11 protein-coding genes and 1 pseudogene are annotated in these 11,729 nt (G+C 72.8%); 11 read left to right on the forward strand and 1 reads right to left on the reverse strand.

Annotated elements, in window-relative coordinates:
* Nucleotides 1-230 precede the first annotated feature (230 nt).
* Entirely contained in the window at nucleotides 231-1,061 is an 831-nt protein-coding gene (locus ACZ5C2_RS20045) for a ribonuclease BN (RefSeq protein WP_468792730.1), read from the forward strand.
* A 142-nt stretch (nucleotides 1,062-1,203) separates the two neighbouring features.
* On the opposite strand, the gene ACZ5C2_RS20050 is transcribed toward ACZ5C2_RS20045, so the two are convergent.
* The gene (locus ACZ5C2_RS20050; RefSeq protein WP_468792779.1) at nucleotides 1,204-2,268 is read right to left on the reverse strand and encodes an MGDG synthase family glycosyltransferase; all 1,065 of its coding nucleotides are present in this window, start codon (nucleotides 2,266-2,268) and stop codon (nucleotides 1,204-1,206) included.
* Between the two features lie 238 nt (nucleotides 2,269-2,506).
* Between ACZ5C2_RS20050 and ACZ5C2_RS20055 the strand changes: the two genes are divergently transcribed.
* The 10 genes and pseudogenes from ACZ5C2_RS20055 (at nucleotide 2,507) to ACZ5C2_RS20100 (ending at nucleotide 11,680) form a co-directional block, all read left to right on the forward strand.
* Entirely contained in the window at nucleotides 2,507-2,776 is a 270-nt protein-coding gene (locus ACZ5C2_RS20055; RefSeq protein ID WP_468792733.1) for a hypothetical protein, read from the forward strand.
* 13 nt (nucleotides 2,777-2,789) lie between these two features.
* Complete coding sequence (locus tag ACZ5C2_RS20060) at nucleotides 2,790-3,692, forward strand: DMT family transporter (protein ID WP_468792735.1); 903 nt, start codon at nucleotides 2,790-2,792, stop codon at nucleotides 3,690-3,692.
* A 49-nt stretch (nucleotides 3,693-3,741) separates the two neighbouring features.
* Nucleotides 3,742-4,500, forward strand: coding sequence for a polysaccharide deacetylase family protein (locus tag ACZ5C2_RS20065; protein ID WP_468792738.1), 759 nt, complete (start codon nucleotides 3,742-3,744; stop codon nucleotides 4,498-4,500).
* Nucleotides 4,501-4,937: 437 nt separating this feature from the next.
* Nucleotides 4,938-5,603, forward strand: coding sequence for a DUF4389 domain-containing protein (locus ACZ5C2_RS20070; protein WP_468792741.1), 666 nt, complete (start codon nucleotides 4,938-4,940; stop codon nucleotides 5,601-5,603).
* Between the two features lie 6 nt (nucleotides 5,604-5,609).
* Nucleotides 5,610-6,185, forward strand: a pseudogene (locus ACZ5C2_RS20075) (universal stress protein); the annotation flags it as partial.
* A 79-nt stretch (nucleotides 6,186-6,264) separates the two neighbouring features.
* Entirely contained in the window at nucleotides 6,265-9,087 is a 2,823-nt protein-coding gene (locus ACZ5C2_RS20080) for a cation-translocating P-type ATPase (protein ID WP_468792743.1), read from the forward strand.
* Nucleotides 9,084-9,743, forward strand: a complete 660-nt coding sequence (locus ACZ5C2_RS20085; RefSeq protein WP_468792746.1) for a potassium channel family protein — start codon at nucleotides 9,084-9,086, stop codon at nucleotides 9,741-9,743. Before ACZ5C2_RS20080 ends, ACZ5C2_RS20085 begins: the two co-directional genes overlap by 4 nt.
* The gene (locus ACZ5C2_RS20090) at nucleotides 9,740-10,396 is read left to right on the forward strand and encodes a potassium channel family protein (RefSeq protein ID WP_468792749.1); all 657 of its coding nucleotides are present in this window, start codon (nucleotides 9,740-9,742) and stop codon (nucleotides 10,394-10,396) included. The genes ACZ5C2_RS20085 and ACZ5C2_RS20090 overlap by 4 nt, the downstream gene beginning before the upstream one ends.
* A 63-nt stretch (nucleotides 10,397-10,459) precedes the next feature.
* Complete coding sequence (locus ACZ5C2_RS20095) at nucleotides 10,460-10,822, forward strand: hypothetical protein (protein ID WP_468792752.1); 363 nt, start codon at nucleotides 10,460-10,462, stop codon at nucleotides 10,820-10,822.
* 84 nt (nucleotides 10,823-10,906) lie between these two features.
* Nucleotides 10,907-11,680: a potassium channel family protein gene (locus ACZ5C2_RS20100; protein ID WP_468792754.1), complete on the forward strand. Its 774-nt coding sequence runs from the start codon at nucleotides 10,907-10,909 to the stop codon at nucleotides 11,678-11,680.
* Nucleotides 11,681-11,729 lie beyond the last annotated feature (49 nt).

Here is an 11,729-nt window from a genome sequence, read left to right on the forward strand (position 1 = left end):
CCTCCCCCCCCCCCCCCCCCTCCCCCCCCCCCCCCTCCCCCCCCTCCCCCCCCTCCCCCCCCTCCTCCCCCCCTCCCCCCCCCCCCCCCTCCCCCCTCCCTCCCCCCCCCCCCCCCCCCCCCCCCCCCCCCCCCGCCACACGAGGTGAGAGCACGTTCCCCGCCCGCGGCCCTCCCGTGCGCCGCCGGGTGGCACAGACACGGGTACGCCAGCCGACGAAGGAGCGCACTGTGAGGCGTCACCTGCGCGCGCTCCGGCGCGGATGGGCATGGCTGGGCTGCCATCTCCTGGTACGGCGCGGCCGTGACCTCGAACTGATGCACAGGGCCATGGGCTTCGCCACGCTGGCGCTGGTCACGCTGGCGCCCCTGCTCATCGTCATCGCCGCCGCCGATCCGCTCGGCCGGGGCGGCTTCGCGGCCTGGCTGGCGGACGGCATGGGCCTGTCCGGCCGGTCCGCGCGCGTCCTCGCGGAGATCATCAGCCCGCCGCTCGAGGTGATCAGCACCACCAGCCTCTGGGGCGTGGTGGCGCTCGCGGCGTTCGGCATCCCGTTCGGCGGAAGCATCCAGAACGGTTACGAGCGGACATGGAACCTCCCCCCGGGGCCCTGGCACCGGATCTGGCGTCAGGCGACCTGGCTGTGCGTCCTGACCGCGTACCTCTACCAGGAGGTGCTGACCCGCGACGCCATGTACGGACCGGAGCGGATCACGGTTTCGCTGGTGACCGGCGTGCTGTTCTTCTGGTGGGGGCAGCATTTCCTGCTGGGCGGCCAGGTGCGCTGGTGGCATCTGCTTCCGGGCGCGGTCGCCACCATGGCGGGCCTGATCGGCCTGCGGGGCTTCTCCTACTTCGTCTTCACCCCACTGATCGTCAAGAACGCGATCAATTACGGCACCGTCGGTGTCGTCCTCATCGTGGAGTCCTGGCTCATCGGCGTGGGGTTCGTCATCTTCGGCGGCGCCATGTTCGGCCGTTGGCTCCTCGACCACCACGGGCACCGGTTCACCGAGGACCTGCCCCCGCGGCCCGGGACGGAACCGGCGGGCGGCGGCTGACGGGGACGGCGCTCGGCCCCGCTCCTCGCCCACCGTTCGCCCGCGCACTCACACTCGGCTCATGGCGCATCGGTCCGCGGACCGTACGGGTGTCACATCCGGTGAGCGACGCCCCGGTTCACTTCCCGGCCGTTCCAGCCGATCACACGGACGACGCGCCGGCGAGTGCGGCTGCCCGGGCCAGCACGTCCCCCCGGAAGATCTCCCGCCCGCGGGCGATCCGGCCTTCCCGATGCGCACCGTCCGACGACCACCGCCGCAGTGCGCGCAGCAGGGCGGCGGTGTCCGCGGCGGTTTCCGAGACACCGAGCGCCGCCATCCGGCGTACGCCCTCCGCGCCGTGGCCGGGCAGCGGACGGTAACCCACCACGGGCGTCCCGCAGGCCAGTGCCTGTACGGCGGTCTGCCCTGCGGCGTTGTCCACCAGGACCCTGGCCGCCCGGAGCAGGCCGGGCATGTCGGTGACCCAGTCCGGCACGAACACGCCCGGCAGCCCGGCCAGACGGACCCGCAGGCGTTCGTTGCGGCCGCACAGCACGACCGGGAGGAAACCGGCGTCGGCGAGCAGCCGCGCGGTCCCGTCCAGCCCCGACGCCGCGCCCCAGGCGCCGGCGGACAGCACGACGGGCGGGCGTCCGGGGGCGTACCGCTCGAAGCGCCGCCGCCACGGCCCGGCTCCGGGAGCCGGTGCGCAGAAGGCGGGTGACACGACCGGTCCGGTCGTCTCGACGGGCACCGCGATGCTCCGGCCCACGTCACGCGCGGCATCGTCGGTGAGGCAGAGATACAGGTCGTTGCCGGAGTGGAGCCACTGCCGGTGGACGGCGAAGTCGGTCACGAAGACGGCACTCGGGGGCCTCAGCCGTCCTCCGGCCCTGAGGTGACCGGCCAACTGGGCAGCCAGATGGAACACGGGGACCACCACGTCGGCGCCCGTGCGCTCCGCCAGACCTGTCAGACGGCGGCCCGCCAGCCGGGCAAGCGGCAGACCGCTCGGGCGGTGCCGCGGTCCGGGGCGCAGCAGGGCACGGTAGAGGCCCGCGTACACCCAGGGGAAGTGCCGTACCGACGACTGGTAGGAGAGGCGCAGCCCTGTGCCCAGTCCGTGCGGAAGCAGCCCGAGGAAGTCCACGACCTGCGGGTCGTGGCCTTGCTCCCGGGCACGGCGGGCCAGTTCGCCGGCCACCGTGTCGTGGCCGGCGCCCATGCTCGCGCTGACGATCAGCAGGCGAAGCCTGCCGTCCGCCGGCGCCTGCCGGCGGGAGACCGAAAACGGTGAGTGCACGCGGTGGTGTGTCTCCCCGCGCCGCGCCGGTGAAACCCGCTCGGCCCCGTTTCGGCGGCCGGTCCCGGGATACCCCCGGTTGTCCCTCCCCGCCGAACGCCGGGAGCGGCCGCGGACGGCGGCTTCCCCGGCGTTCACCCTCGCAGCCGAGGTACAGCCCATGTCTCACGCTTCCTGTGCCGGCACCGCCGCCGCGTCGTTCCCCCGGACGCCCGTCGCGCCGGCCGGCGCGGTACCGGGGTCCGGGGCCGGCACCGGGCGCGCCACCGCGGCACCGTTGCCCGAGGACGCGCCGGTCACCGGCGCCGTGTGGAGTGCCGTTCCCCGGGGGCGCGGCGAGGTCTGTGTTCCCGGCCGGCCGCGACTGCCCGCCCGGTTGCGCGGCGCGGCGCGGGTCCTGCACCGGCGGCTCGCCGCCGTGTCCGGCTGAACGGCGACTCGGCGTGCTGGTCGTCGTTCTGGCCCTGCTGGCCGCGCTGTCCAACGCCGCGGCCTCGGTCCTGCAGCGGCGGGCCGCGGCGGACGAACCGGAGGGCGGCGCGGGCCTGCGCCAGGCCGTTCGCTGGCTCGGGCATGTGCTGAAGCGCCGCTACTGGGTCGCGGGTGCCGGGATGCTCGCACTGTCCACCGTTCTGCAGGCGGCTGCGCTGAGCGTGGGCAGTCTCGCGCTGGTCCAGCCGCTCATGGCCGCCGAGCTGTTGTTCACCCTCGTCGTCGGCAGCGTGGTCTTCCACCGTCGTCCGGACCGCAGGACATGGCTGGCGTTCGCCGCCCTGGCCGCCGGACTGGCGGCGTTCCTGACCTCAGCGGCTCCGGCCGCCGGCCGGGACACCGCCTCTTCGGGGCAGTGGCTCCTGTGCTCGGCAGCGGTCCTGGGTGCCGTACTGGCGCTGGTGGTGACGGCCCGCGCGGTGCGGGGGGCGCCGCGCGCGGCGCTGCTGGGACTGGCGTCCGCGGTGTCGTTCTCCCTGACGGCGGCGCTGCTCAAGGAGGTGACCGGCAGGCTTCCGGACGGCCCGGCCGCCGTGCTGGGGACATGGCCCGTGTACGCCACCGCCGCCGCCGGAGGTGTCGCCTTCCTGTTGCTCCAGAGCGCGTTCCGGGCCGGGACCCTGGCCGCGTCCCAGCCCGCCCTGACCCTCGGTGACGCGCTGACGAGCGTGGCGCTGGGGTGGGCACTGTTCGGGGAGCAGATCATGCTCGGTGTGCGGGTGGTGCCCGCGGTGATCGGCGTGGCGCTCATGGGTGCGGGCGCCGCCGGGCTGGCCCGTGCCCCGTCGGTCTCCGGAGACTGGGACGCGGCGTCGCGGCGTCCTGGTACCGACGCGCCCCGCCCGGTTCCGTAAGCTGCCCGGACCGCCGCGGCCTCCGCACGCGGAAAGGAGTCACAAGCTGATGGGTACGTCCCCGGGTCGCTCCCCCGCCCGGCGCACGGCGGCCGTGCTGACTCCGGTCGCCGCCGTCGCCGCGGCGCACATCGCCCCCGCCGCGACCTGGCTGCCCGTGGTGCGCCGCCGCCTCCCGCGTCTCGCCGGCGTCGGAGACCCCGGCCACGTCGCTCTGACCTTCGACGACGGTCCCGACCCCGGGTCCACCCCGCGCTTCCTCGACGCGCTGGAGGTGCTCGGGGTCCGGGCGACCTTCTTCGTCCTGGGCGAGAGCGCCGTACGCCATCCCCGCGTGGTGCGGGAGACCGTCCGGCGCGGGCACGAACTGGCCGTGCACGGCTGGAGCCACGACCGCCCCTGGCTCCCCGCCCCGGCGGAGGAGGTGCGTGCCCTGCTGCGGGCGGCCGGCGCGGTCCAGGAGCTGACCGGCCGGCGCCCCCGCTGGTACCGCCCGCCCTACGGCATCCTCACCTCCGGGCGCTGGGCGGCGGCCCGTACGGCAGGTCTGCGGCCGGTGCTGTGGACCACCTGGGGCAGGGACTGGACTCCCGGCGCCACCCCGGCCTCGGTGCGCTCCACCGTCGCGGCGGGTCTGCGCGGCGGCGGCACGGTCCTGCTGCACGACACGGACCGGATGTCGGCCCCGGACTGCTGGCGGGCCGCGCTGGGCGCCCTGCCCGTCCTCGTACAGGACTGCCGTCAGGCGGGCCTGTCGGTCGGCCCGCTCGCCGAACACGGGGTGCGGACCGGTCGCTTGCACATCTAGACGTTCCGGGGCGCCCGGTCGTCCGGACCCGCGCCGGCGGTGCCGGCCTGGCGGGTGAGCGCCTGCCGGGTGGCGGCGTCGAGCACCCGGCGGGTGGTCACCGTCACTTCGGTGCCCCCGCGTCGCCCGCGGACAGAGGCCACAGAGGCCGAGGAGGGCCACGGCCGGCTCGCCACCGGCGCCAGGACCGGCGCATTCGGTTTCCGCACGTCTCGATGCCGGTCCGGCCCTCGCACCGGGTGGGACCGCCCGGCCGGCGTCGGACCGACTCATGGTGGTACCGGGCCGCGGCTGAGTCACGGCCGAGCCGACGGCCGCCTCGGTCGACGGGCCACCCCGGAAGGAACCATCTGCCCTCGCGGTGCACGGCGGAAGCGGTCAGGCTGGACATGAGGCCGCCTGGCGACGTACACGCCGGGAGGAGGGAGCTGATCACCATGACGACGCCGGGGGCATTCCACAACCGCCCGGTCCGGGTGAACGCGCACATCGACTCGCCACTGTCCCGATGGCTGTGGCTCGTGAAGTGGCTCCTCGCCATTCCGCACTACGTGGTGCTGTTCTTCCTCTGGATCGCTTTCACCGTGGTGACCGTGATCGCGTTCTTCGCCATCCTGTTCACCGAGCGCTATCCCCGCGCCTTGTTCGACTTCAACCTGGGAGTGCTGCGCTGGGGTTGGCGGGTCGCCTACTACGCGTACGACGCCCTGGGCACCGACCGCTATCCCCCGTTCAGCCTGGGCGAGGAACCGGACTACCCGGCACGGCTGGACGTCGCCTACCCGGAGCGGCTCTCCCGCGGTCTGGTGCTGGTGAAGTGGTGGCTCCTGGCCATCCCGCACTACTTGATCATCGGCTTCTTCCTCGGCGGCGCCCACCTCGGCTGGTGGTCCGGCGGCCTGATCGCCCTGCTGACGGTCATCGCGGCCGTGACCCTGGCCTTCACCGAGAGGTATCCGAAGGACCTCTTCGACCTGATCATCGGCCTCAACCGGTGGGTCCTGCGCGTCACCGCGTACGCCGCCCTGATGACGGACACGTACCCACCGTTCCGCCTGGACCTGGGTGGCTCGGAGACGGTCGCTGAAGTAGAGCGGGCGTAATCGCCCACGACGGTTCTGGCGGACGGAGGGTCGGCGTGGGTTCTGCGCGAGGAGGCCCGGAACGCCTCCCTGGTCGTGGTGGGCTCCTGGCGTCTGAGCACCCGGCGCGACATGTTCACCTCCGCGGAGCGGTCCTCCGGGCGGCCCTGTACGTGTGGCATCCACCGTTCCTCGGTGTCCTGGACGAGGACGCCGCGGTGCGGGAGTGCCGCCGGGTGCTGTCACGAGACGGTCGCGGGCCTCACTGCGAGGTACCCGGGAGTGGAGCCGCGCCACGAGATCGTCATCGGCCACCCGGTGCGAATCCTGACGGAAGCCTCGGAACACGCGCTGGGCCTGGTCGTCGGTGCCCGCGGGCACGGAGGTTTCACGGGCATGCTCCCGGGCTCGGTGAGCCAGGGAACGCTGCACCACGCCCACTGCCCGGTCATTACGGTCCCGGTGCGAGGCACCGAACGGCCCTGTTCCCTGCCTCGGTCGGCCCTGGTGGTGCCGACCGACGCCTCACACGATGAGAGGAGAGCGCCGATCACGGGTGCGACAAAGCCGTGCAGGCGCCGCCGAACGCAAGGGAGGCCGTGATGGAAGCCTCGCGCAAGGCCCTCTGCGCGTTCCGGCCGGTCCCGCCGGAACCGAGGGCCCCGGCGCGCGGGTCCGGGTGATGGGCACCGGTACGGGCCCGCCGCTCCCGGGCGGAGAGACGAACGCGGCGGCCGACGCCACGTCCGGTTCCGGTCCGCGTCCTCCGGTACGGGAACTCGTCGCTGGTGATGTGTTCACCGCGCTGGGCACCTCACGGCGCGGCTTGTCGGCGGAACGGGCACGGGCGGGGCTGAAGCGGTACGGGCCCAACGAAATGCCGCGTACGAGGCGCCGCCCCGTGTGGAGGCAGTTGGCGGCGCAGTTCACGGACCTTTTCGCAGTCGTGCTGCTCATCTCGTCGGGGATCACCTTTCTGGCCTACTGGCTGGAAGAGCCGCGTGACGTGGGCACTCTGCAGCTCGCGGTGGCGATCCTGGGCGTCGTGGTGCTGAACGCCGCCATCGGCTTCGCACAGGAGTACGCGGCCGAGCGGACGGCTCAGGCACTGGAGGCGATGGTGCCCCATGCCTGCCGGGTGCTGCGCGACGGCCGGCGGCTGGAGGTGCCCGCCCGGGAGCTGGTGCCGGGCGACCTGGTGGTGTTGGAGGCCGGGGACGCCGTGCCGGCGGACTGCCGGGTGGTCGAGGCACACGAGCTGAGAGTGAACAACGCGCCGCTGACCGGGGAGAGCAACCCCGTGAGCTGTACAGCCGATCCGGTGGCGGCCGGACCACCGCTGGATGCGCGCAACTGCGTGTTCATGGGAACCGACGTCGTCGCCGGATCCGGACGCGGCGTGGTCCATGCCACCGGTGCGACGACCGAGTTCGGACGGATCTACCGGCTGGCGGCGGCTGCCCCGCGGCAGAAGACCCCGCTGCAGCGCCAGGTGGCCTCCATGGCGCGGCGGGTGGCGGGAGCGGCCCTGGCGGTCGGTGCCCTGATGTTCGCCGTGCGGCTGCCCACCGGGGAGTCCGTGGTGACCCTGTTCGTGTTCGGGCTGGGGGTCATGGTCGCGCTGGTGCCGGAAGGGCTGCCCGCCACCCTCTCGGTGTCGCTGGCGATCGGCGTACGGCGGATGGCGCGCCGCCATGCTCTGATCAAGCAGTTGCTGGCGGTGGAGGCGCTCGGGTCGACCACGGTGGTGTGCACCGACAAGACCGGGACGCTCACGCAGGCAGAGATGACGGTCACCCGGGTGTGGGCAGGGGGTACGACGCATGTGGTGACCGGGGTGGGTTACGCCCCGGGCGGGGAGGTCACCGGCGCGGCGCAGGTGCGCGAGCTGCTCCGGGTGGCGGTCCTGTGCTGCAACGCCCGTCTGGTCCCACCCGAGGACGGGCAGCACTGGCGGGTGCTTGGCGACACCACGGAGGGCGCGCTGCTCGTCGTCGCGGCCAAGGCCGGTCTCGACGTCGGCGCGGCGGAGGCGGCGGCTCCGCGAGTCACCGAGTTCCCCTTCGACTCGGACCGCAAGCTGATGACCACGGTGCAGGAGAACGGCGTGGGCTACCAGGCATGCGCCAAGGGAGCACCGGCGGAACTGCTGGCGCGCTGTGCCGAAGTGGAGTGGGAGGGGTGGGGCGGGCGGCCGCTGACGCGGCAGGACCGGGCGGAGGTACTCGCGGCGAGTGACGCGCTGGCGTCGCAAGGGCTGCGGGTGCTGGCCGTCGCGCGGCGGGAGCTGGACGTGGCCCGTCCCGCGCAGGACGAGGCCGAGTCGGGACTCACGTTCCTCGGACTGGTCGGCATGCTGGACCCGCCGCGTCCGGAGGTCACCGACGCGGTCGCCGCCTGCCGCCGGGCCGGCATCCGGATCGTCATGGTCACCGGCGACCACCCGCTCACCGGGGAGGCCGTGGCCCGGCGGGTCGGGATCGTGCGCGGGCCGGAACCGGTCGTGGTGACGGGCGCCCGGCTCGACACGATGGACGAGGAAGCGCTCGACGCGCTGCTCGCCGAACCGTCCGAGCTGCTGCTGTGCCGGGTCAGCCCGGAGCACAAGATGCGCGTGGTCACCGCCTTCCAGCGGCGGGGCGAGGTGGTGGCGGTCACCGGGGACGGAGCGAACGACGCCCCGGCGCTCAAACACGCCGACATCGGTGTGGCGATGGGGGCATCGGGCACCGACGCGGCCCGGGAGGCGGCCTCGATGGTGCTCCTGGACGATTCGTTCGCGTCCATCGCCACGGCGGTGCGGCTGGGCAGGTCCGTCTACCAGAACATCCGCAAGTTCCTGGTCTACGTCTTCAGCAGCAACATCGGCGAGCTCGGCCCGATCCTGGCGGCGACATTCGTCGGGTTCCCGCTGGTGCCCATCAGCGCGGTGCAGATCCTGGCGATCGACCTCGGCTCGGACGTGCTGCCCGCCCTGGCACTGGGCGCGGAGCGGCCCGAGCCGGACGTGATGGACCACCCGCCGCGCTCCAGGCGCGAGCGCCTGTTCTCCTCCGCGGTGGTCGGACGCATCCTGTTCCTGGGCGGCATCCAGGCACTCGGCGTGTGCGCCGTGTTCTTCTGGCACATCCATTCCGCCGGCATCCCGTTCGACGATTTCACCGAGGACGATCCCGTCTACCGGGAGGCCGTCACGCTGGCCCAGGGCGCCATCGTGTTCAGCCAGTTCTTCATCTCTCTCGCGGTGCGGACCGACCGGCAGAGCATCCTGAAAGTGGGACTGCTGTCCAATCCCGCCCTGCTGGCGGCGGGCGGCTTCGGCATCGCCCTCATGGCCGCGATCAGCTATGTACCGCTGCTCCAGGCCGTCTTCAACACCGCCCCGCTCGACGTCGCCGACTGGGCGGTACTGGCCGGGCTCGGGACCGTGCCTCTGATCGCGGACGAGGTCCGCAAGTGGTGGCTGCGCCGCCGCGCCGACCACCGGAAGGGAGCGCAACAGTGAAGGTGATCGTCGTCGGCTGCGGACGGGTGGGCGCCACCCTCGCCGGTCTGCTCGCCTCCGAAGGGCACGACGTGCAGGTCGTCGACCGGCGTCCCAAGGCGGCCCGGCGGCTGTCCGACAGCCCCCGCATCCACTTCCACGAGGGCAACGGCTACAGCCGCTCCGTCCTCGAGGCCGCCGGTGTCGAGCACGCGGACGCCTTCGTCGCCGTCACCTCCGGGGACAACAGCAACATCGTCAGCGCGCGCACGGCGAAGGAGACCTACCGCGTACCGAACGTCCTCGCCCGCATCTACGACCCCCGACGCGCCGACATCTACCGCGAACTGGGCATCCCCACCATCACCAGCGTCCGCTGGACGGTCCACCAGCTCCACCGGATGCTCCTGCACCGCCATCTGTCCCCCGAAATCAGCTTCGGCAACGGCGAGACCCTGCTCTATCGCTCCGAACTGCCGGCCTATCTGGCCGGGCGGCCGCTGACCGAGTTCGAGGTTGACGGCGAGATCCGCGTCGTCGAGGTCACCCGCGCCGGCCACTCCCTGATCCCCGCGCACAGCACGCCCGCGCGGGCAGGCGACCTGGTCACCTTCGCCGTCGCCGCGACCGCGCTCGGCAAGCTGCGCGGCTTTCTCGACAAGGAGCTGGGCACGTGAACGTGATCATCGCCGGAGCCGGACGGCTCGGCACCCAGATCGCCCAGGTACTCGCCGCCGCCCACAACGAGGTGACGCTGATCGACGCCGACGACGACCGCGTCACCGAACTGGAGGGGCGCGTCCCGGTGGGGCTCATCGCCGGGGACGCGTGTGAACCCACACTTCTGGAACAAGCCGGCGCTCTCACCGCCGACCTCCTCATCGCCACCACCGGGGACGACGAGGACAACCTCGTCATCAGCCTGCTCGCCAAACGGCAGTTCTCGGTGCCCCGCGTGGCCGCTCGGTGCAACGACGCCGACAACGCCTGGCTGTTCGACGGGCGTTGGGGCGTCGACGTCGCCGTCCCCGCCGCCACCCCGCTGATCTCCCTCATCGAGGAGGCCACCGGGGCCGCGGACACGGTCGCCCTGCTACGCCTCAGCAAGGCCGGCGTCGGCGTCATCGAAACGGCCATCACAGGGCAGTCCAGGACCGCGGGACGCGCCCTGGGCGACGTCCGGTTGCCCGAGGGGACGGTCGTCGCCACGATCGTCCGCGACGGACAACCGACCGTGCCGGATCCGGCGGTGCGGCTCCGACCCGGTGACGAGATCCTGCTCGTCTCGCACAACGCGACCGAGCAGGAGATCCACGCCGCGTTCCAGTGAACGGTCACCGCTCGGGGCTCCGAACCGCCCAGCGCCGCTACCGGCGCCTCCGCCGACGTCCTCATGCTCGGCTACCTCGTCTCACCCTGCGAGCTGCGGCACTGTCCGAGCGACTCGGCTACGACCTGGACGGCGGCGGTCTGGCGCGGGACCGTCGACTGCTACCTCCGGCGCACCAGCCACGGCTCCACGCCCAGCGGCCTCGTCCACGGCCTGGTCCTCGCCAAGGCCGGACGAGCCGAGGCATGGCCGTACGTACAGGAGGCCCTGGAGGCGGACATCGCCGACATCCAGGGCGGCACGACCGGCGAAGGCATCCGCCTCGGGGCGATGGCCGGAACCCTGGTGCCGACGGACCGGGCCGTGACCGTGGCGCCCGGGGAGACCTGCCCGCTCGTTCTGAAGGCGGATGATCCGAGCGAATGAGCGTGGCGTACCCGCATCCGCGCCGTCACGCGCCGCACACAGCCTAGGCTTCCGTTTCATGCCAAAGGGCTGTGGGAGACGCGGATGAAGTGGTTGGTCTCGCTGGCCGGTGCGGGGCTCGTCATGGTCACCCTGCGGGATCTGTTCCACACGCTCTGGCACCCCACACGCCACGGTGGCCTGAGCCGCCTCGTGATGACAGCACTGTGGCGCCTCGCCCGGCGCTTCCGTGCGCCCGGCCGGGTGGTCGGGCTCGTCGGGCCGCTGGCCATGGTCACGGTCGTGAGCATGTGGGCCGTCACCCTCGTACTCGGCTGGGCGATCGTCTACTGGCCCCACATGCCCGGGGCGTTCACCTTCTCCCCCGGGTCCCAGGCAGCACAGCAGCCGGCACTGCTCGACTCCGTGTACCTGTCGCTCGTCACGGTGGCCACCCTGGGGCTGGGTGACATCGCACCCGACGAGGGCTGGCTCCGTCTGGTCTCACCGCTCGAAGCCCTCATCGGTTTCGCTCTCCTCACGGCCACCGTCTCCTGGGTGCTGGAGATCTATCCTGCGCTGACCCGCAGGAGGGTCCTGGCCGTCCGGCTGGCTCTGCTGCGCGACGCTGATCCGACGACGCGGCAGCTCGACAGCACATCGGGGGCACTGCTGCTGGACAGCCTGGCCACCGATGTCGCACGCGTCCGCATCGACTTCACCCAGTACGCCGAGGCGTACTACTTCCATGACGGGGAGGACCACTCGTCGCTGGCGGCCATGGTCGGCTACGCCGCCGTGCTCGCCCAACGCGGGCAGGCGGCGGAACGGCCCCCTCTCTGTCAGCCTTGGGTGAGACGTCCCGCTCTGCGGGGTTAGCCTGAGAGGGCACGACAGGAGAACCGCCCCATATGCCAAGCACTGAGCC

Source organism: Streptomyces sp. NPDC031365, assembly GCF_055569765.1.